21 protein-coding genes and 1 pseudogene are annotated in these 21,725 nt (G+C 34.5%); 16 read left to right on the top strand and 6 right to left on the bottom strand.

Features of this window, described 5'->3' with window-relative positions:
- Positions 1-246: 246 nt before the first annotated feature.
- Positions 247-501: a GlsB/YeaQ/YmgE family stress response membrane protein gene (locus tag ACZLO7_RS15495; protein WP_464939826.1), complete on the bottom strand. Its 255-nt coding sequence runs from the start codon at positions 499-501 to the stop codon at positions 247-249.
- A gap of 116 nt (positions 502-617) precedes the next feature.
- The gene (locus ACZLO7_RS15490; protein WP_464939827.1) at positions 618-950 is read right to left on the bottom strand and encodes a polysaccharide deacetylase family protein; all 333 of its coding nucleotides are present in this window, start codon (positions 948-950) and stop codon (positions 618-620) included.
- 267 nt (positions 951-1,217) lie between these two features.
- Here ACZLO7_RS15490 and ACZLO7_RS15485 point away from each other — a divergent pair, with 267 nt between their 5' ends.
- The 10 genes from ACZLO7_RS15485 (at position 1,218) to ACZLO7_RS15440 (ending at position 12,116) form a co-directional block, all read left to right on the top strand.
- Positions 1,218-1,610: a DoxX family protein gene (locus tag ACZLO7_RS15485; protein WP_464939828.1), complete on the top strand. Its 393-nt coding sequence runs from the start codon at positions 1,218-1,220 to the stop codon at positions 1,608-1,610.
- Positions 1,611-2,044: 434 nt separating this feature from the next.
- Positions 2,045-3,724, top strand: a complete 1,680-nt coding sequence (locus ACZLO7_RS15480; RefSeq protein WP_464939829.1) for a formate--tetrahydrofolate ligase — start codon at positions 2,045-2,047, stop codon at positions 3,722-3,724.
- Positions 3,725-3,936: 212 nt separating this feature from the next.
- On the top strand, positions 3,937-4,581 hold the full coding sequence (locus ACZLO7_RS15475) for a class I SAM-dependent methyltransferase (RefSeq protein ID WP_464939830.1): 645 nt from the start codon (positions 3,937-3,939) through the stop codon (positions 4,579-4,581).
- 40 nt (positions 4,582-4,621) lie between these two features.
- Entirely contained in the window at positions 4,622-5,557 is a 936-nt protein-coding gene (locus ACZLO7_RS15470; protein ID WP_464939832.1) for a PLP-dependent cysteine synthase family protein, read from the top strand.
- Positions 5,558-6,691: a bifunctional cystathionine gamma-lyase/homocysteine desulfhydrase gene (locus tag ACZLO7_RS15465; RefSeq protein ID WP_464939833.1), complete on the top strand. Its 1,134-nt coding sequence runs from the start codon at positions 5,558-5,560 to the stop codon at positions 6,689-6,691.
- Positions 6,692-6,761: 70 nt separating this feature from the next.
- A complete protein-coding gene (locus tag ACZLO7_RS15460; protein ID WP_464939834.1) occupies positions 6,762-7,391 on the top strand; it encodes an HD domain-containing protein in 630 nt (209 codons plus the stop codon).
- Positions 7,388-9,271: an ABC-F family ATP-binding cassette domain-containing protein gene (locus tag ACZLO7_RS15455; protein WP_464939835.1), complete on the top strand. Its 1,884-nt coding sequence runs from the start codon at positions 7,388-7,390 to the stop codon at positions 9,269-9,271. The genes ACZLO7_RS15460 and ACZLO7_RS15455 overlap by 4 nt, the downstream gene beginning before the upstream one ends.
- A 14-nt stretch (positions 9,272-9,285) precedes the next feature.
- A complete protein-coding gene (locus ACZLO7_RS15450) occupies positions 9,286-10,413 on the top strand; it encodes a conserved virulence factor C family protein (RefSeq protein WP_464939836.1) in 1,128 nt (375 codons plus the stop codon).
- Between the two features lie 373 nt (positions 10,414-10,786).
- Positions 10,787-11,461 carry a peptidylprolyl isomerase gene (locus ACZLO7_RS15445; RefSeq protein WP_464939837.1) on the top strand — a complete coding sequence of 225 codons (675 nt, stop codon included), beginning with the start codon at positions 10,787-10,789 and terminating at the stop codon, positions 11,459-11,461.
- Positions 11,462-11,900: 439 nt separating this feature from the next.
- Positions 11,901-12,116, top strand: a complete 216-nt coding sequence (locus tag ACZLO7_RS15440; protein ID WP_464939838.1) for a hypothetical protein — start codon at positions 11,901-11,903, stop codon at positions 12,114-12,116.
- A gap of 58 nt (positions 12,117-12,174) precedes the next feature.
- Here the strand turns inward: ACZLO7_RS15440 and ACZLO7_RS15435 are convergent, their stop codons facing one another.
- The gene (locus ACZLO7_RS15435) at positions 12,175-12,372 is read right to left on the bottom strand and encodes a hypothetical protein (RefSeq protein WP_464939839.1); all 198 of its coding nucleotides are present in this window, start codon (positions 12,370-12,372) and stop codon (positions 12,175-12,177) included.
- Positions 12,373-12,857: 485 nt separating this feature from the next.
- Here ACZLO7_RS15435 and ACZLO7_RS15430 point away from each other — a divergent pair, with 485 nt between their 5' ends.
- On the top strand, positions 12,858-13,433 hold the full coding sequence (locus ACZLO7_RS15430; RefSeq protein WP_464939840.1) for a GNAT family N-acetyltransferase: 576 nt from the start codon (positions 12,858-12,860) through the stop codon (positions 13,431-13,433).
- Between the two features lie 207 nt (positions 13,434-13,640).
- Here the strand turns inward: ACZLO7_RS15430 and ACZLO7_RS15425 are convergent, their stop codons facing one another.
- Positions 13,641-14,606, bottom strand: a complete 966-nt coding sequence (locus ACZLO7_RS15425; protein WP_464939841.1) for a carbohydrate kinase family protein — start codon at positions 14,604-14,606, stop codon at positions 13,641-13,643.
- Between the two features lie 310 nt (positions 14,607-14,916).
- On the opposite strand from ACZLO7_RS15425, the gene ACZLO7_RS15420 reads away from it, so the two are divergent.
- The 3 genes from ACZLO7_RS15420 (at position 14,917) to ACZLO7_RS15410 (ending at position 17,722) form a co-directional block, all read left to right on the top strand.
- The gene (locus tag ACZLO7_RS15420; protein ID WP_464939842.1) at positions 14,917-16,107 is read left to right on the top strand and encodes a YycP family beta-propeller protein; all 1,191 of its coding nucleotides are present in this window, start codon (positions 14,917-14,919) and stop codon (positions 16,105-16,107) included.
- 333 nt (positions 16,108-16,440) lie between these two features.
- A complete protein-coding gene (locus ACZLO7_RS15415; RefSeq protein ID WP_464939843.1) occupies positions 16,441-17,163 on the top strand; it encodes an N-acetylmuramoyl-L-alanine amidase in 723 nt (240 codons plus the stop codon).
- 64 nt (positions 17,164-17,227) lie between these two features.
- Positions 17,228-17,722 carry a hypothetical protein gene (locus ACZLO7_RS15410; RefSeq protein ID WP_464939844.1) on the top strand — a complete coding sequence of 165 codons (495 nt, stop codon included), beginning with the start codon at positions 17,228-17,230 and terminating at the stop codon, positions 17,720-17,722.
- Positions 17,723-17,883: 161 nt separating this feature from the next.
- On the opposite strand, the gene ACZLO7_RS15405 is transcribed toward ACZLO7_RS15410, so the two are convergent.
- On the bottom strand, positions 17,884-18,171 hold the full coding sequence (locus ACZLO7_RS15405; RefSeq protein WP_464939845.1) for a hypothetical protein: 288 nt from the start codon (positions 18,169-18,171) through the stop codon (positions 17,884-17,886).
- Positions 18,172-18,286: 115 nt separating this feature from the next.
- Positions 18,287-18,576: pseudogene (locus tag ACZLO7_RS15400) on the bottom strand (hypothetical protein).
- A gap of 606 nt (positions 18,577-19,182) precedes the next feature.
- On the opposite strand from ACZLO7_RS15400, the gene ACZLO7_RS15395 reads away from it, so the two are divergent.
- Positions 19,183-20,388, top strand: coding sequence for an EAL-associated domain-containing protein (locus ACZLO7_RS15395; protein ID WP_464939846.1), 1,206 nt, complete (start codon positions 19,183-19,185; stop codon positions 20,386-20,388).
- A gap of 263 nt (positions 20,389-20,651) precedes the next feature.
- Positions 20,652-21,446: a VLRF1 family aeRF1-type release factor gene (locus ACZLO7_RS15390; RefSeq protein WP_464939847.1), complete on the top strand. Its 795-nt coding sequence runs from the start codon at positions 20,652-20,654 to the stop codon at positions 21,444-21,446.
- The last annotated feature ends 279 nt before the right edge of the window (positions 21,447-21,725 follow it).

Here is a 21,725-nt window from a genome sequence, read left to right as displayed (position 1 = left end):
TCTCGATAGCTGTGGTTGCAATTATCCATTCACCACGATTAACTTCATGCTTAACAAAGTAAATAGAGCCTCAGTAAATGAATGATGTATTTCTTCTTCATTACGTCTGCTTGCTTTCAAACGCTCTTGTAAGGTGTAAGAAGATTAAAATATGGCACCTAATAATTTCAGCTTTATCCCGTTCAAGATGAGGTAATGAAATTTAAGGGAAATATAAAAAACCTGAGCAAATTGCCCAGGTCTACATCAATCCTTATGCATTAATTTCAAAATGAAACTTACGATAAAAATCAAAATGATGGACCCAATTAGAGCTGGGAAAATATAAAAGTCACTTAGTGTAGGACCCCACCGACCTAATAATTTCCCTCCAATCCAAGCCCCAATAATTCCTGCAATTATATTTCCAATAATTCCACCTGGGATATCTTTACCAATGATTAAACTTGCTAACCATCCTAGAATACCACCTATAATTAGAAACCAAATAAAGCTAAACATATACACACCTCCTTAAGGTATTTTTTATAATCCCCAAATAAGGTGGAAATATGAATGCTTAATCTAACATACCTACTAATATAAAAGGGTTTCTAACACATGGGTTGAATAAGATTCTATTTGAAGTCCTTTAAAATATCATTTTGACCATCGTTAATGTCAATAAGTTCCGATACGGTTACAAATTTGTAGCCTTGCTTTTGTAGTTCAGGTATTATTTTTTTTAGTGCTTTTATCGTTTGAGTCCGATTCCCTCCACCATCGTGGAACAGTATCACATCACCGGGGTTTGTACTATTTACTACTTTGTTTATAATTTTTTGAGATTTAATTTCTTTCCAATCCAAAGTATCTTGGTGCCAAGACAAAATTACTACTTTATAACCGTTTCGCGTAGCAACATCTATCATTTTATCAGTGTATTGCCCACCTACAGGGCGAAACAACACTGGATAGAAGCCTGTAATACTGTGTGTAATATCGTTTACTTGGTTTTTTATTTGATATAAGGTTGCATTAAGAGCATGGGTAGACGAAGAGTAAAAAAGTTATAAATAGATAGATTATCCGTGAATTAGGATAAGAAAATGGCTGTCCTAAAAGTTAGATATTGGGACAGCTATTTTAATGTTTATAAACTTACTTGACATTACTAAATAATTAAAATATACTAAGTTACGAAAAGTAAGGAAAAAGAGATATGGAGGATTTAGATTATGCAACAGATTGGACAAGTTTTTTTACGAGTGATTTTAGGAGGGTTATTTGCCATCCATGGTTATATGAAATTCCAAGGAGGTATTTCGAATATAGTTGGCTACTTTGATAGTTTAAGTATTCCAGGCTTTGTAGCATATTTTGTAGCAATCGTTGAGCTCGTTGGGGGAGTAGCCATGATATTAGGCCTAGGTAGCCGAATTATCGGTGCATTATTTGCAATCATTATGTTAGGTGCCATCATAACGGCAAAATGGTCTTTAGGCTTGTTAGGAACTGATGGTATGGCTGGCTATGAATTTGAGTTAGCTTTACTGGCAATGTCAGTGTACTTTGCTTTTGCAACGCCAACACCACTTTCTGTAGATGCTTTATTGAAATCTAAAAAATAATAAGATGAGGTATTCAAATGATATATCATGAGAAACCTAATTTATATTAAGAAAAATAATAAATTTAAAGAGTGATAGCCGATGATGGCCGTCACTCTTTTTGTTCTACACTTTAGGGTTTTTATCTTAAATATTTGTGGTGCCGAAAATAAATGTACTTAAAATTATTACAAAATATTTTTTAGCAAATATTACGGTAAAGATAGGAATGACGCGTGATAAAATTATATCCAAACACCACAAATTATATTATGTGTTATATATGAAATGGTGGATGAACTATAAGATAAAAATTGTCAATTGATTGTCGAATAAGCATATGTTTTACTGGGAAAAGTACTTTATAATAGTCTTGGGTAGAAAAATATAAAGATTTACATCTTATTACCCTCAATACAAAAAAATGATTAAAGTAAACGAAAGAGGGATCTGCTGTGTCTAAAACCGTTCAACCTTTATCAGATTTAGAAATCGCACAAAATGCTACAATGCGTCCCATTACGGAGATTGCTGAGATTGCAGGCATTCCATTAGAAGCGTTAGAACTTTACGGAAATTATAAAGCGAAAATCAATCCATTAAAACTACCTGAAAATATAACAGCGGCAAAAGTGGTTCTTGTAACTGCAATCAGCCCTACACCTGCAGGAGAAGGTAAATCAACTGTTACTGTAGGACTTGCTGACGCACTAAACCAACTAAATGAAAAAGTCATCGTTGCATTACGAGAACCTTCTCTGGGCCCAATTATGGGTATGAAGGGCGGGGCAACTGGTGGTGGCTACGCTCAAGTATTACCAATGGATGATATCAATCTTCATTTCACTGGAGATATCCATGCAATTACCACTGCAAATAATGCCCTTGCTGCATTAATAGATAATCATATCCAGCAAGGTAACGTTTTGCAAATAGACCCACGACGTATTATATGGAAAAGGTGCTTAGATATGAATGATCGAGCACTCCGGAACATTGTTATTGGTTTAGGTGGACCTGTGCAGGGAACACCACGAGAAGATGGTTTTGACATTACAGTAGCTTCAGAAATAATGGCTATTTTCTGTTTAGCAAAAGACTTACAAGATTTAAAAAAACGTATTTCTGATATTGTCGTTGGCTACACATATCAACGTGAACCAGTGTTTGTTCGTGATTTAGGAGTAGAAGGCGCCCTAACTCTATTATTAAGAGATGCTTTCAAACCTAATTTAGTTCAAACTATAGAAGGAACCCCAGCTATTATTCATGGAGGTCCATTTGCGAATATTGCACATGGCTGTAATTCAATAGCAGCAACAAATACAGCTCGTAGGTTAGCAAATATTGTCGTGACAGAAGCAGGATTTGGGGCAGATCTAGGTGCTGAGAAATTTATGAACATTAAAGCGATGCAAGGCGGGTTTAAACCTAGTACGGTCGTAATTGTTGCCACTGCACGTGCTTTGAAAATGCACGGTGGTGCTTTGAAAACCGAGTTGAAAGCGGAAAATGTAGAAGCGATTACAAAAGGAATTGAAAATTTAGCGAAGCATGTGGATACTATTCGCAACTTCGGTGTTGAACCAATAATTGCGTTAAATCGCTTTATAACAGATACGGAAGCTGAACTTGCTACTATTTTAGAATGGTGCCAAGAAAATGACGTTAAAATAGCTCGTACGAATGTCTGGGAAGAAGGCGGTAAAGGTGGCATTGAATTAGCCAAACAAGTACTATCTGTTATTAACGAAGAAAATAATTTTGCACCACTTTATGATGTTTCGGCACCTATTGAGGAAAAAGTACGTACAATCGTTCAAAAAGTATATGGAGGACTTGGTGTTCACTTTACAGATAAAGCATTAAAACAAATGGCTCAAATCGAAAAATTCGGTTGGGATGCATTACCGATTTGTATGGCGAAAACACAGTATTCTTTATCAGATCAACCGTCATTATTAGGTCGTCCAGAAAACTTCACAGTAACAGTACGAGAAATTATCCCTAAATTAGGTGCTAAATTCCTCGTTTGTTTAACAGGAGATATTATGACAATGCCTGGTTTACCAAAAACTCCAGCAGCATTGAAAATGGATATCGATGCTGAAGGGAATGCGGTTGGACTTTTTTAACTAGTGAATTGAATGAAGAGTTGTCAATTATTGATTTGAAAATCAATTTTAGGCAGCTCTTTTTTAGTTGTTACTTCATTTCGAAAAAAGTTTTCACCAATAAGATTAGGGGGTCATATAGTGGAGGAAAGGATCATGGCTGAATTAAACACTAAACTACAACCTAATACCAAGTATGCAGATAAGGTTATTTAGAATGGGAGGCAGTAAGAATGGGAAGAGAATTTATTTACTTGTTTGATGAGTGGGCGAAGTCGTATGAGGCATCAGTGACTGGTCAGCATAAAGAATATCGTGATGTTTTCGAAGGGTACGAAAGTATATTACAAAAAGTTGCAAATGCTTCAATAGGTACAGTTATAGAGTTTGGAACTGGAACTGGAAATTTGACATTGAAATTAGAGGCGGCAGGGAGAGAGGTAATCGGGATTGAGCCTCATGAGACAATGCGTGAAATTACGGGTAAACGATGCCCTAATGTTCAGCTTGTTGACGGTGATTTACAAAACTTCACAATAGAAAATAAGCATATAGATTCAATCGTTAGCACCTATGTTTTTCATCATTTAACTGATGAGGAAAAACTAGAAGCTCTAAAAACATATGCCAAACTATTACAACCTGGCGGTAAAATTATTTTTGCAGATACAGCATTTGAATCTGAAGAGTATAAAAAGGCACAGATAAAGAAGGAGAGATCTCGTGGCTACCATGAAGTCGCGGATGATTTAGAACGTGAATATTATACTACAATTACAAAATTACTAACGATGTTTCAAAAGGCAAGCTTTGACGTCTCATTTGAACAATTAAACGATTATGTTTGGTATATGGAAGCAATCAAGAAAAGCACCTAATAATAAGTGATTTATAAAGTGTTTAAAAGGTGGCATGAATATGACTTTGTATAATAAGGTTCAGCAATTAATTGGTAATACACCTTTAATGGAAATTACCCATATTGAGATTCCTAATAATTGCCGTATATTTGCGAAATTAGAGTATTTAAATCCTGGTGGAAGTGTCAAAGATCGTCTTGGCATTGCATTATTGGAGGATGCGGAGAATAGAGGGATAATACGCCCAGGAAGTACGATAATTGAGGCGACTGCTGGTAATACAGGGATTGGTTTAGCACTGGCTGCAATAGGTAAAGGTTTTCATGTGAAATTTGTTGTACCTGAAAAATTCAGTCAAGAAAAACAAACGTTAATGAAAGCTTTAGGTGCAGAAATTATTAATACACCAACGGCATTGGGGATGCAAGGTGCTATAAAAAAAGTAACAGAACTTGTTGAAGCCATTCCGGACTCTTTTTCACCTAGTCAGTTTTCAAATCCTGCAAATCCAGCAACCTATGAAAAAACATTAGGTCCAGAGATTTGGATAGATTTAGATGGAAATATTGATGTGTTTGTAGCAGGAGCAGGTTCTGGAGGTACCTTTATGGGAACAGCTCGTTACTTAAAAACACAAAAAACAAATTTGAAAACAGTTATTGTAGAACCAGTTGGCTCCATTTTAAATGGAGGAGAGGCATCAACGCATGTTACAGAGGGTATTGGAATGGAGTTTTTACCTGATTATATGGAAAAATCGTATTTTGATGCAATTCATACTATAAGAGATGAGGACGCTTTTCGCGCATTAAAAGAGTTAGCAAAAAAGGAGGGCTTACTTGTAGGAAGTTCTGCAGGGGCAGCTTTCTATGCCTCGCTACTTGAAGCACAAGTTGCAAAGCCAGGAAGTAATATTGTTACTGTTTTTGCTGATTCGAGTGAACGTTATTTAAGTCAATCTATATATGAATTATTTGAAGAGGAGCCTATTTAAATGAGAGCAAAAACAAAATTTATTCATGCCGGTATTGTTGGTGATGAAACAACAGGTGCTGTATCAACTCCTATATATCAAGTAAGTACTTATAAACAAGATGCTGTTGGAAAGTTTCGTGGATATGAATATTCTCGAACAGGAAATCCAACACGCCATGCATTAGAAGTTTTAATTAGTAAACTTGAAAATGGACATGCAGGATTTGCTTTTAGTTCAGGAATGGCCGCTGTAAGCTCTGTAGTTATGCTTTTCAAACAAGGTGATCATATTATTGTAACCGATGATGTCTATGGAGGGACTTTTAGAGTCTTTACAAAAGTTTTAAATCGATTTGGTATTGAGGCAACATTTGTTGATACTGCTAATATTCAAGACGTAGAAGATGCAATTCAACCTAATACAAAAGGAATTTATGTAGAAACACCAACGAACCCATTATTGAAAATTACAGATATTAAGCAGATAAGCATTTTAGCAAAACGACATCAACTACTAACAATCGTAGATAACACTTTTTTAACCCCTTATTTGCAACAACCAATCACACTGGGTGCAGATATTGTTTTGCATAGTGCAACAAAGTATATTGGTGGGCATAGTGATGTCATAGCAGGTTTGGTCGTTGTAAATAATGCAGAACTGGCAGAACAATTACATTTTGTTCAAAACTCAGTTGGAGCAATATTAGGGCCTCAAGATTCATGGTTACTAATTCGAGGGATTAAAACTTTGCCAATTCGAGTAGAAGAAGTAAATTCTAGTACTCAAAGGATAGCAGAATTCTTGGAACAAAATAGTAAGGTAGGCAAAGTGTATTATCCGGGACTAATAAATCACCCAGGTCATGAATTACAAAAGGCACAAGCAACTGGTTTTGGAGGTATGATTTCCTTTGATGTTGGAAGTGCAGAGAAGGCAGAAGAAGTAATCTCTAAATTACGATATTTCACATTAGCAGAAAGCCTAGGTGCAGTGGAAAGTTTGATATCCATTCCGGCACGTATGACACATGCTTCCATTCCTACTGATCGTCGTGTGGAACTTGGAATTGTAGATGGACTTGTACGTATTTCCGTAGGTATTGAAGATGTAGAAGATTTACTAGAAGACTTAGAACAAGCACTATTATAAAATAAAATGAAACAAAGTGATTGGCTACCTTTATAATAGGAGGTAGCTGTTTTATTTAGGAGGAACAAAAATGAAAATTGTAGAGCAATGTGAGCAAATGGTAAAGGATATTTATAATCAGTTTGATGCTAGTCATGACTGGCAACATATAGAACGAGTTATGCAAAATGCACAAGCAATTTTGAAAACGGAACCAACAGCAGATGTTGAATTAGTAGTACTTGCAGTTTTATTGCATGATGTAAGTGATTCGAAATATACCGATTCAAAAGAAAATGAACAACGTATTTTACAACAGCTTAATATATCTGAACAAAAGCAACAAATAATTCGAGATATCATTGCTTCTGTTTCTTACAATGGTGGCAATCAATTAGAAGCTACATCAATTGAAGCGCAGATTGTACGTGATGCAGATCGTTTAGATGCAATCGGAGCCGTGGGAATTGCTAGAACATTTGCTTTCGGAGGGGCGAAAGGTCGTAAACTCTATGATGACCAAGAAGAAGCACGCCATAATATGTCTGTTGAAGACTATCGTAATAAAGAAACAGCTTCTGTTACACACTTTTATGAAAAGCTTTTACTACTTAAAGATTTAATGACAACAACAAAAGGCAAGCAGATGGCTAAAGAACGACATGAATTTATGGTATGCTTTTTAAAACAGCTTAAAAATGAAAGAGACGGGGAACTATGAGCCATTTAATTATATCTAATCTAACAAAAACAGTCGGAGATAAAACTCTATTTAAAGATATCGACTTTACTATTTATAGCGGTGAACGCGCTGGTTTAATTGGCATTAATGGCACCGGTAAATCAACGCTTATGTCCATACTAGCTGGAGAGCTAGACGCAGACCAAATTGACAAGGATCACCCAAACAAATACCGCATCGCACATTTACCTCAAAATCCAGAATTTGCTCAAGATGAAACAGTATTACAAGCTGTATTCTCTGGTGATTCACCGATTCTAAAACTAAACCGTGATTATGAAGATACACTCTCTTTACTGGGGAAAAGTCCAGAATCATCTCAATTACAGACGCAATTATTCCGTTTACAACAAGAAATGGATACCCAGCAAGCATGGGACGTTAACGCATTAGCGAAAACAGCTCTTACAAAACTCGGTATAGAAATGTTTGATGAACAGGTTACTAATCTATCTGGGGGGCAACAAAAACGTGTCGCTTTAGCGAAAGTACTAATTGAGCCTGCAGATTTATATTTACTAGATGAGCCAACCAACCATTTGGATGTGCAATCAACTGAATGGCTACAAGAAATGGTGCTACGTTTAAAAGGCGCTGTCATCTTTATCACCCATGATCGCTACTTCCTTGATGAAATTTCGACGCATATATATGAACTTGCAAATCAAACATTGTACAAACATAAAGGTAATTACGGAGACTATTTAGAATCCAAAGCGATTCGTGAGGAAATGACTGTTGCCACTCAAGCAAAAATGCGCAACCGTTATCGATCAGAACTGAAATGGATTCGTCGCGGAGCACAGGCCCGTTCAACCAAGCAAAAAGCACGTATTCAACGTTTTGAAGAACTATCTGATAATATAGACCGTAAATCAGATGATGGAGGTCTTGAACTTGGTTTAGCAACATCAAGACTAGGTAAAAAAGTGTTGGAAGCAGAAAGTATCACAAAATCTTTTGGTGAACGTCATTTAATTAAGGATTATTCATTCCTTTTACAACAAGGCGATCGCATCGGTATTATTGGTGCAAACGGAGCAGGGAAAAGTACTCTCTTGAAAATGCTTGCTGGTGAGGTTGTACCTGATCAGGGGCGAATAGAAGTTGGCTCCACGGTCCGTATTGCACACTTTACACAACAACTGCCGCAAATGAATGACAATCAACGAATGATTGAGTATATTCGTGAGTCAGCAAATGATATTCAAGATTCAGAAGGGGAACATCATTCGGCTGCATCGATGCTCGAACGTTTTTTATTTCCATTGCATACGCATGGAACGCCAATCGGCAAGCTGTCTGGTGGAGAACGTAAACGACTATATCTATTGAAACTGTTAATGGAACAACCTAATGTTCTTTTACTGGACGAACCTACAAATGATCTAGATATTGAAACACTTTCTGTTTTAGAAGACTTTATCGAACAATTCCCAGGTGTTGTTGTGACCATCTCCCATGACCGTTTCTTCTTAGATCGTATTGCGAAAAAACTCTGGATATTGGATGGACAAGGTGGAATCGACGAAAGTCTCGACATCTACAGTGATTATTTAGCAAAACTTGAAGCAGTACCTGCACCTGTGAAAGAAGAAAAAGTTGAAAAACCAAAAGAACAAAAAGTGAAAACTCAAAAGAAAAAACTTTCATTCAAAGAACAAAAAGAATGGGAAACAATAGAAGCTGATATTGCAAAATTAGAAGAAGCGATAATGGAAGCAGAAGAAGGTGTCTCGACAGCTGGTTCTGACTTCACAAAACTTCAACAATTAACAGCAGAGTTGGAAGAACTGAACGCGAAGTATGAGCACCTTATTGAACGATGGGAATACTTACAAGACATTGTGAACCAATAAGAGGGGGATTACAAATGAACATTTTAACAATAGAACCAACACCAAGTCCAAATACAATGAAAATCGTTTTAGATCATGAATTACCATTTGGTAAAGCATATAACTATAACGAAGCCAATAAATCTGATGCGCCAAAAGAAGTGCAAGACATACTTGCAATCGAAGGTGTTAAAGGAGTCTATCATGTAGCGGATTTCCTAGCGGTAGAACGTATTGCAAAGTATGACTGGGAAAGTATTTTAGCAGCTGTTCGTATTGCATTTGGTGAGGATGAGCAAGTAAAGAATTGTGAAGAACAGGTAGACGAACATTTTGGAGAAGTATATGTACATGTTCAAATGTTTAAAGGTATCCCATTACAAGTCAAAGTGTTTGATAGTATTGCTGAAAAACGTTTTGGCCTAGCAGAACGTTTTATCAATGCTTTTAATGAAGCGATGAGTACGGATGAGAACTATATCTATGAACGCAAATGGGTAGACTACGGTGTCCGTTACGGTGATAAACAGGAAATTGGTGATAGCGTTGTTGCAGAACTTGAGGCATCTTTCCCTCAACAACGTATTGATGAACTGATTTCGGCAAGTAAAGAGAAAAAAGACGTTGTTGAGACACGTAAACGAAAGGTTTCGTTAGAAGAATTTTCAGTAGATGATTGGGAAACCCGCTTCCAACTGCTAGATCAAATGGCGGATCCAGAAGTTGAAGATTTATCTTTACTTGAAAAAGCTTTACAAGATGAGAAAATGTCTATTCGTCGTCTAGCAACAATCTACTTAGGCATGGTGGAAGATGTTGCAGTTGTACCCCTATTAGTACAAGCACTAAATGATAAGAGTTCTTCTGTACGTCGAACTGCAGGGGATTGTATAAGTGATCTAGGCTTTGTAGAGTTTGAATCGGCAATGGTGGAGTCGCTTAAAGACCGTAACAAACTTGTGCGCTGGCGTGCAGCCATGTACTTGTATGAAACGGGTACAGAAACCTCACTTAAAGCTCTTGAAGAAGCAAGTAATGACAGTGAATTTGAAGTGAAACTACAAGTGAAAATGGCCATCGCTCGCATTTCACAAGGCGAGGAAGCAAAGGGTTCTGTTTGGAAGCAGATGACAGAAGCACGTGCTTCAAAAAAGATTAAGTAAATAATAAAAAGACAGCTGGGATTAAAAAATAAATAGACTAAACTAAAAAAGAGGATATATGCTCAATATATGAACATATATCCTCTTTCCATAACGGTTATGTTTCTGTAGAAGTGACGAAGACCAACTAAAGTGGGTTAATATGAATATTGTAGTTTCAATTAGGCGTAACAATAACTGGAACATATTGAATTCTTATGAGATCAACAAGAAAAAGCAAATAGTAGTTTAGGTGAACCGTACCATAAGGAGGTGCGGTTTTCTAATTAGGAAGATAAAGTTTGCATGCAATGCACATTATAATAAGTTGTCCAGAATTATCTTAAAGTTATATAATTAATAAACTAATTATATAGAGGAGTTGAAAAAGAATATGTTCGCGAGATATAAAGTGTTTTATATTGTCTTTAGCCTGCTAGCGGTAGCTTTTGTTGTGACGGGTTGTGGAAATTCAACAAAAAGTGGGCAATCAGAGAAGATAGTGGTAAAGGAATCGGGCGAAAAAAAGGACTATTCATCAGCTGTGAAAGAAAATCCAATTGTGACGATTACTATGAACAATAATGAAAAAATAGTTATTGAACTAGAGCCTTCTACAGCTCCAAATACGGTAGCTAATTTTATTTCATTAGTTAAAAAAGGTTATTATGATGGTCTTATTTTTCATCGGGTTATCCCTGATTTTATGATCCAAGGAGGAGATCCTTCAGGAAATGGATCAGGTGGACCAGGATATTCTATTGAAGGTGAATTTTCTAAAAATGGTTTTGAAAATAATCTGAAACATGAGCGCGGTGTCATTTCAATGGCAAGGACGAATGATCCAAATTCTGCGGGATCGCAATTTTTTATTATGGTAGAAGAATCTCAACAACTTGACGGAGAATATGCTGCTTTTGGGAAAGTAATTGAGGGCATGGAAACAGTAGATGCTATCGTTGCCTCTGAACGAGATAGTGCAGATAAACCGTTAAAAGGTCAGCAAATGAAAAAGGTCGAAGTGGATACGAAGGGCTTTGACTACCCTACACCAGAAGTACAAAAATAGAGGATATGACAATCTGAAATTGGGCGAATTTATCTTATATCGGGAGCGTCAATCCAATAACTTGTTAAATTGGCAAGGAATTCGATTTGGTTGTATTGTAAGCATGAATGAAGAATAATAAAACCAAAATCAGTGCTTCTATTAGAATAGAAGTTGCTGATTTTTTTGACTAGAAAATAATATTTAATATGGAGTTTATTTTATGTCTTGAGAAGTATTGCTAACTTTTAATATAGATAATCGAATAAATACAAAGAAGGCATTTTTTCAACAATCATTTTCAAAAATTAGTTCCTTTATATTTTATTTTATATTTATAGTGTGACTTTTGTCTCCCTATAGTATAATGGAGTAGTTATGTAAAAAGAAATAGTTAATGGATTTAAAAGCTTTACTTGGGTTATCAAGTAGTAGTTAAATTAAGAATGGGAGAGATAATATGATTTGTGGGAAATGCGATTGTGAAAAAAAGCCGGCTTTAATCGTGCAAAACTTCAAACTTAACGGTGGAGAACTTCATATTCAAAATATACCTGCAGCGCTTTGTGATTGTGATGTATGGTTAGCACCTTCTATCAGAATGGAACTGCAACAATATGCATCAGAAAATAGTCATTTACAAGGTATAAATAATATTTCATTTGAAGAGATTTAATAAAATAATTTGTACATATCTGTAGAAGGACTTCTGAAACTGGAAGTCCTTTTTGAAATCATTTATTTTCAGTTAATACTTTACGTTTTTTATATTCCATAGATGTAAATATACGCAAGCTACGATAGATAAACTGTATACATAATAGAAATATGATTACTCGAACAACGGGACTTTGAATAGGTGCTACGATCGAAAATACAAATAGTGAGATGCCTAGAACAGTAAAGAAGACAGCAGTATTGACATCTTTCATCAACAAAACTCCTTTTTAATACTACGTATGATTGTTAATGTATTTTCCTCACATTACAATCTTTCTATACACTCGAAATAAAAAAATAATTGTTAAAATCTTAATGAATAAAAGTAGAGTCTTCTTTAAAAATTTCACAAACACTTTTGGGGATTATTCAAAAATTAAAAGGGTTTTTAGAATATCAATATAAAAAACGAAAAAAAATTGAAAAATTTGTGAACAATTGTTTATAATTGTACTAATAATAAATATAAAAGAAAAAAAGTGACTTAGAGTGCTCAAAAATGAATTTGATTAAAACTTTCGTATTTCATTGAAGAAAAGAAATAGACCATTCCTAAATAGATTGTTTTGCATAAGCTATTAGATAAGAATTCGTTAAAAATAAAAAGTATTGATAATTATATATGTTTAAAAAGCTATATAAAGGCAACTTAGTATTAACAAAATAACAATAAGATTGTATAGAAAGGAGATTGCCGATGGATAAAATTAGACTTATACCTCATGATGTTATGTACGCAGAAAAAATATCACCATTAATCAGTTCGAAATTAGTGAAAAGTGCACTAGGCATGAATGATTATCAAACATCAGTCAGTGGGGTACTCAATTTTATACGTGGCATGCAACTTGCTGAAAGAGAAAATCAACAAGTATCTCGTGTTATTATTAATTCTGCTTTTGAAATAGTTGGTGTTACAACTCTAAAAGAAATAGATCATGAAAAGAAGTTATGTCATATTGGCACTTGGATTGCTGATCCTTTTTGGGGATTAGGATATAATGAGCAAGCAAAAGAACTAATTCTGTTATTAGCATTTAATCGGTTCAATTTAGACTATGTATTTGCGGGTGCCAGAGTAGAAAACATTCGTTCTCAAAAAGCACAAGCAAAACTTCCGTATATGACATTATCAGTTGAAGAAGATTTTCCTGAAGAACTTAAAAAAATTGAACGTCAAGAAAAAACGCCCTGTGTTTTAAATGTCATTAAACGAGATGATTTTCTAGCATGGTACCATTCGCGATATTTTGGTAAAGTTGCGAATAGCTAAAAAACGATTCCTAATAGTAGGAGTCGTTTTTTGCTTTCACTATATAAATAAGTGGAAAAATATCTTTTTTTGAAACCAGTAGTCCATATAACCCGTATAATAATTATAGAAGGGGATGAGTAGTTGTATTATTCGTCAAAAAAAGATGCTTTGTGTAAGTATGATTTTGAATATCACTTTACACAGCCGCTTTTTTCACTAACTTTATCATTTTAAGAGATTATGAATGTCTTCTAAAGTTGGTAGAGCAGAAAATGCTCCTTTTTTAGTAGTGGTTAGAGCACCGCAATGATTAGAAAAGGACAGTAATTCGCAAGCAAACTGTGTACAAAAGTTAGCTAATTCATTTATCTCGACGTTATTTGTCAAAAGTTTAAATAAGAACGCACCTATAAATGCATCTCCAGCCCCGGTAGTATCTTGTGCCATAACATCACAACCTGGAATACTAAAGGCTGTATCCTTTGTGAAAAGAGTTGCGCCACTAGCACCTCTTGTATAAATTACAACTTTTACATGACCTGTAAACAAAGATGCGATTGCTGTTTCCTCCTCTTCGATACCAGCGATGAAAAATAGTTCTTCATCTGAAATTTTCACAATATCTGCTAGAGGTATAAATTTTAAAATAGTTTCTCTACAATTTTCTTTTGAAACCCATAAAGGAAGTCGTACATTTGGATCAAAGCTTATCAAAGTACTATTCTCACGTGCAAGGTAAATCGCTTTTTTATGAGCTTCTTTCATTGGACTTTCAACTAAATCAACTGAACAAAAATGCAAAATATCACCATGTGAAAACCATTCTGACTCTATATATTCTTCTTTATATAGCAAATCAGCAGAAGGCTTTCGATAAAAGGAAAAATCTCGCTCCCCTTTGTCAGTTAAAGAAACAAAAGCAAGAGCAGTATTTGCTTCATTTGTTAATTTAATTAAATCAGTATTTACCTGCAAGTTTTGTAATGATTCAATTAAAAATTGACCAAAAGCGTCGGCTCCTACTTGGCTTATTAAAGAAGCGTTTCCCCCGAGTTTTGCTACAGTTGCAGCTACATTTGCCGGGGCTCCACCTGCCATTTTTTCAAAAGATGCCACGTCTTTTAACATGATTCCTTGTTGTTGAGGGATAAAATCTATTAATACTTCTCCAATTGTATATAAAGTTCCCATATAGTTTCCTCACCTTCAATATGCTATGTATTCACTTTATTTTACATGGAAATGAAAAACAATGATTAAGTTGATTTCTAATAGGAAAAGAATAGTGGGTATTTGTTTTTCTATTCCAGTTACTAAAATTGAACTGATGCTAAAACAAATTATTTATTCACGGTAGTATTGATGTATAAATCTTCCCTAAGGAATAGGTTCCGCTATTAATAGTAAAACGTGAGAAATTTTAGTATGATTAATTATGTAAACTATTGTTATATTAATGTTGCATTTATATGATTCATACATAGTAAAACAGGAGGTCTAGATGAAAAAGCGGTTGATTATAGTCATCACATGCCTAATTGTGATGGGTGCTGGACTATATGCAATTCTTCATGTATCTGCCATCCATCAAAGGAAGTCCATATTTTTCCAACAACAGACGATGGAAGAACCAAAATTCTTAGTAGATAAACGTGCAGTTCTTTATGCATCTTCAGCGACACCACAGCTAGAAAAAGGAGTAGGGGAAAGTTTAGCGATATTTATTGATAAAAAAGGCTTTGCCACTGCAATGGAAATGGCGGGAATGGAATTCGGAGTAAGTAAATACAATGGTGAACAATTATATTTGGATGCCAGAAAAAGTGTTTATCTAATAGGGAAAAACGCGCAACAATTCCCGATGAAACGTGATGAAATCCGTAATACTCTTTCTGGTTATATCGCTTCAGAAGAAATCTTTTATAGCCTCTATAACACTGGATTTAGTAATGATGCTGATTATGACACAGGTGTAAGATATGGCAATACATCTGGCTTTAAAACAGCATCACTACCATTTTACGTGGCTACAGCAGGTACGATGAAAGATCAAATAATTGTTTTAACAAAAGATCTTATTAAGGATAGCTTTGATTTAAAATCGGTTACTTTAAAAGACAAAGTAAAAATAGAACAGTTAGCAACAGTTCTATTACCTCATGCTGAAGAATTGGATCCAATCTCATCCATTTTAGAAGATAAGGAAAATTATTATTTTGTTCTCTCATATTTAGAAAACGATGCAAAAGAAGAAATATTGCTTGCAACTATAAATAAACTAACATTCACTGTAAATGTTAAAAACCTCGCTGAGTATCGTAGTGAAGAAATTGTATCAGACTCTTTACCTTACAACTTTGATAATTCAACACACATTCATAATCAGGAATTATATTATATTAACGGTTTAGGGGAAGTATATTCATACAATACTTCTAATGATGTCATCCAAAAAAAATTCCGACTTAACCGACCAACTGGAGATTTCCATCCAGAGTTTGAGCAAGTCGATTTTAGAGGACAAGCGCTATTTTATTTAAATAATCGAAAAAAAGACGTCTATTATTTAGAGAAATATGATTTGATAACCGGTGAAATGATAGAAGAGCAGAAGGTAGAAAACCTAAATGAAATATTAAAATCAGGTAAAAAAGATCTTATATTATATAACTTGGAATTATTACATTCATAAAGAAAACCCAGATGCTTAAATGCATCTGGGATTTTTTTATGAAAAAAATCTTTCTTTAGATTTGTAAAACCTATGTAACAAGTAAAGGTGGGGAATTCTACATGATTTTTCATATTTACGTAATATTTGAACTACCAATTTAAGAATGCTTTGGGATGTACAGAAATTATAACTCCCGATATTCCAGTATTTAATCCGTCATAAGGTAAAAAGTAGGCTTAAAACTCATATTTTTCACAAAAATGATAGGTTCAGCATTTAATAAGTAGTAATGACACTGCAATAAAACTTTTATTAGGGACAAGAATCTAAAATGAAGGAGAGGAAAAACGAGTGGTCAAAATTAGAAAACACCTAGTTTCACAATCAATCATGAATAAAGTAACGAACGGGACCGGAAACGGTCATAAATGGATTACTATTCACGAGACAGATAATACTAGAAAAACTGCCAATGCAAATGCTCATGCTCGTTTACAAGCAATGGGAAATAGTCGTGCTGCCTCATGGCACTGGACAGTAGATGATAAGGAAGCGGTACAATCTTTTAATCATAATGTTAAATGTTGGGCTGCCGGGGACGGTAATGGCAACGGTAATGCAAATTCAATCCACATTGAAATATGCGTAAATGAAGATGGAAACTACAAAAAAGCAGTTGAAAACACCGCTATTTTGGTTGCTAAAATTATGAAAGATGAAAAAATTCCTATTAGTAATGTTGTTCAACACAATCATTGGAGTGGTAAAAACTGTCCATCTAAAATGCGTAGTGGTAAAGCGGCATACACATGGTCAACATTCCGGAATTTAGTCATAAAAACACAAATTATTACTGTTTCAAAACCTACAACAAATAAGACTTTTCAAGTTCAAGTGTTAGCAAGCGTATTGAATTACTATAATGGACCAAGGTGGTCTAAACCGACTGGTACAGTAAAAAAAGGTGAGAAATTAACGATAGAAAAGAAAGTACTTGTAAATGGTTCAGCGATGTATAAAACAATTGGAGGCACTTATGTGACAGCAAACTCAAAATATGTAAAAAGACTTTAACCCTGAAAATAATAAATCATTTGATTATTAATGATTTACTTTGGTTTGAAGGGAGGTAAGTTTTATGGCATTTAATAATCCAAAGTGGAGAAGGTTCATAAGTTCTCACTTACTCAAACATGTAGAACCTATTCCTGGTAGTATTGTCTATTGTAAATTACTAGGGCTTCCAAATAAAATCATAGGTACACCTGATCATACCGGCATCTATGTTGGTAGAAAAAGAATAATAGAGCTGAATGGTAACGAACATATAATAGAAGTAGATTACTATAACTTTCTAAATGGCTCATCTGTACGTTCTGGAATAGAATTATATGTAGCTTGCGATATAAATGGTAATGTCTTGCATGACCCAGCTATTGCTAGGAGAGCGATAGCAGCAAAAAATAAACACAATGGTTATAATCTAATCAGGAATAATTGTCATATGTTCACATCACGTTGCATAAAAGGAACAAACAACGACCCACTAGATGCAACATTTATGAACGTCGAAAGAAATATAAAAAAGCATTTTGGCGTTCCTGTAATTAGTTGGCGCATTGTAAAACAGTAAATCCACCTTAAAATTCTTTGATCTATAAGTAATTAGTAAGGTATTATTGTTGCAGTAGATATTGTAACAAAATAGTAAAAGTGCCAAGCGGGTTTAAACTTCAGGCTTGGCTTTTTACATTCCAATGTTGATTAATGTATGTATTATGTGTACATGCATATTTAGTTTCTATCAATTTTCCGCTCAATTCTAGCTAATTGAGCAACTATAAAATCTAATTGTTTTTGCATATTTTTCAATTGGCGGTTATTATTTGATTGGTTTTTTGTATTTATCTGTTCTGCTGCCTGAACTTCATTTATCTCCTCCACAATGGCTAGAGCGGTTAAAGCATCTGCTATTATTGTAACGGCCGCGGCAAGAACCTCAATTTTGGCGGAATTTTTTGTTCCGGGTAATGCTGAACTTATTAATTCATCTAAATCTATATTAGTGTTACTCTTTTTCAATGCCTTACCCTCCCTCAGATAAAACATAACATCTAAAGATTAATTAATGATACATCAATGAATAAGGACTATTTATTGTCAAATGAACTTCATCTCTAATATTAAATCGTTCATATTAATTCTCGGAATTTCTGTAACTAATAAGAGCAGTTTTTAATGCAGCATAATTTCCTATAGCTGCATACCCGTAAAACCAATAGCTGCATACCCGTAAAACCAACCCATAAATATACCAGCAAGTAAATCATTTCGGTGGCTAATGAAAATAGAAATAAATAATCCAAAGAATAATGCAATTGTAGGAACAAATTTCGAAGGAGTATGATAAATAATTTTAATCATCATAATAATTGGAATGGCAATAACAGCATCCCAAAAATTTGTATGGATAATAGGGAAATTCATGCACTCACCACTTTCAACAATAATGATTTTATTTTCACCTGAAACAAATTAATTATTCACGTTGTTAATTCAGGGGAATTTGCGGTATGAGTGACATGTTGCTACTGAAGTGCCTAGTGTATTGATTCAATTCCTGCTTAACCGTAAAAACGAAATCCTTTGAATTAGTGTCAGAAAATGCAGTGAATAGTGTTCAATTTAGTTACAAAAAATAAAGACCAATCATCTGTATAGCACAACGAATGCTCTTTTAGAAATTAAATTCTTTTTTATAGTGTATGATACTTTTAAGTAGGTGTAACTTGTACAAAGCGTACTGTAAATAAGGAGAGTGAAAGAAGGTAGTGTAGAGGTTGTATTGTGAGTTGTTTGGTCTGAATATTTACTAGTTATATAAGTCTTTATTATCAATTGTCTAACCGATTTCGATAAAATAAATGTCTGTTATTATAATCTGGCTCATTTTTTGTGAAAGTACAGTAAGTTCATTTGCATATTCGCATATGACGGCATATCATGAAAATAGAAATAATTGTTTTTCAAAAAAGCAATTGTTTCACTATGTTAAGATTGTCTAAAGGTCAATCGGTTAAGGAGGTGTATGGGGTGGATGCAATTGATGTATTAACAAACCTAGAGAAGTTGAAAGCGCACTTCCAGCCCATTTTTAGTGCAGACGAGCACATTGTCATTGCATATGAAGTCTCTGGTAAGCTGATAAACAATGAAGAGACTTTAAGTTTAAATTCATTTGCCTACGATGACGATATTCCGGAAGAATATCGAGTGGATGTGGAGCATAGAATTTTGCATTTAGCTCTCTCGCAATTAGCGGAGGAGTCAAAGGATTTCGATATTTACTTACCTTGTAATGCCAACTTGTTAGTACTTGATTATGGAGAAAGTTATTTTGAAGTCATAAAAAAATATATACCTGAAGAAGAGCTAAAACGTATTGTTCTTGTAATCTCAGAGCACAATTATAATGGTGAATTTAGACAGCTTAATAATATCATTCGTTATTTCCAAACATATGGTATGAAAATTGCTATTAATCAGGTTGGCTCTGAAAGTCATTGGGATTATATTAAAACGCTGTCTCCGAATATTTTGAAGCTGAATATAGAGCATTTAACTTATCAATCTTGGGGTGAGCAAAATGATTTGTTCAAATCTCTGGGTAAATTAGCGCGTAAAATTGGCGCAAATATGTTATTTGAAGGGATCGATAAAGAATTTCAACTTCAATTTGCGTGGAAAAATGGAGGACGTTATTACCAAGGGAAATATCTAGCTGATGTACATACAGGAACAATTCCGCGGGATCAATTGAAAAAAAGTTTCAAAGAACGGTGTCAGCAGTTTATCTCAGCAGAAAAGCGCTTGCTTGAAGACAATTACAATGCATTGAAAACTTTACAGAATACATTAGAGAAATCCGTACATCTTATGAAGCCATCGAGCGACAGTACAGAACAACTTTTAGCGCTTGCTAAAGAACTAGATGCATACTCCTTCCGACTTTATATTTGTGATGGAGAGGGTTTTCAGACATCTCCTAATATCATGCGTATAGATAAGAAGTGGGCTATACAGGAAGAAGCAGTTAATAAAAATTGGAGCTGGCGTCCATACTTTTTAAAAACAATTATTGAAATGCGTAATGACCAAAGTAGTGTGTTGTCTGACTTATATAGCGATATAGACACTGGGGAAATGACACGTACTTTCTCAATAGCAGTTAATGAGAATGAATATTTATTTATTGACATTTCCTACGATTATTTATACAGTCATAATATTTTTAGATAAAAGGGGTACTACTAGGTGAGATAATGTCTCAGCCAAGTAGTACTTTTTCTTTTTTTCATAAATTACAAATTTACCATGTTCTTACCTTTATTATTAGTAAAAAACGATTGTGCAAAATTCACTTACGACAATTATTCTATTTTAAATTTATTTTATACAGTTCTTTCGATGTAGTTTGCAATTCGTTTTAGATTTTAGCGTGTGTCGGTTTGTTAATTGGGCATGCTTATATCGTTAAACACCTTAAGGAGGTTACTGGATTTATGTCAATAAGCAAAGAACTTCAGACCCTGAAAGAGTTTCAATGTACGAATCGTAGTGTGTTAAGTGTATATTTAAATACTAATCCAGCTGATCCGGATCAGCTAAAAGGTGCATGGAGCATACAGTTGAGAAGTGGTTTAAAAAGAATGGAAGAGTATATAATTGCTTCCAAAGATGAGGATGAACTGAATGCATTTAAAACAGTGAAAGAAAAAGTCTTAAAAGAAATTGAAGATCGTCAGAATGAATTGAATAAAGGTGTCATCATTTTCGCTTCGGAAAATCCGAGTCTGTGGTCGGTCCACTATGTACAAGTGCATATGAAAACAAGCTTTCATTGGGAGGATCATCCGGTAATTGGAGAAATGGAATACATCTATAAAGCTTATCCTGAGGCAGGCATTGTTTTACCGAGTTTTGGAGAAGTACGCATTCTAGATACGGCTATGGGTTTCTTGAATGACGAACTTATTTACGATTTCGAACCGAACCTTCAAGAATGGGGAAATAGAAAAAAAGTGACGCCTGACAATCACCCAGGAATCGGAAGTACCAAAGCGAATGCATTAGAACCTCGATTAAAAGAAAATTTGGGTCGCTTCTATAAAGGCATTGGGGAAATTGTTGACAAATTAAAGAAAGAACGTGGCTGGAAGGAGATTTATGTGGCAGGAGAAGCCGAAATGGCAAAGGCTTTCGCTGAAACCTTACGAGAAAAACCAGCAAGATGCATTCACAAAAACCTAAATAACAGCAAATCTTATGAAGTGATCCACCAAGTTTTGGAAAAATAACGTAGCAAGAAAAACTAACTGACTCATTTCAAAATGAACCAGTTAGTTTTTTTGGCGTTCTAGGTCTCGAATTCCACAAAAAATATGATAATTTTATGAATTTGGGGTAAAACTATAACAAGTTAGTTTTGATATAAGAATGCTTTGTAAGCGCTTAAAATAATTGAAAAGTATGAATGATTTTTTAATTTACATCCTTTGCACTATTTGTTAAGATGCTTAATAGTTGTCTGTCATCAGATGTATAATAAAGGAATTTATAAAAGGGAATTGTTTTTC

Source organism: Viridibacillus sp. d25.2, from assembly GCF_055456015.2.
Note: the sequence above shows the minus strand (reverse complement) of the source record. Positions and strands in the feature narration are given on the sequence as shown.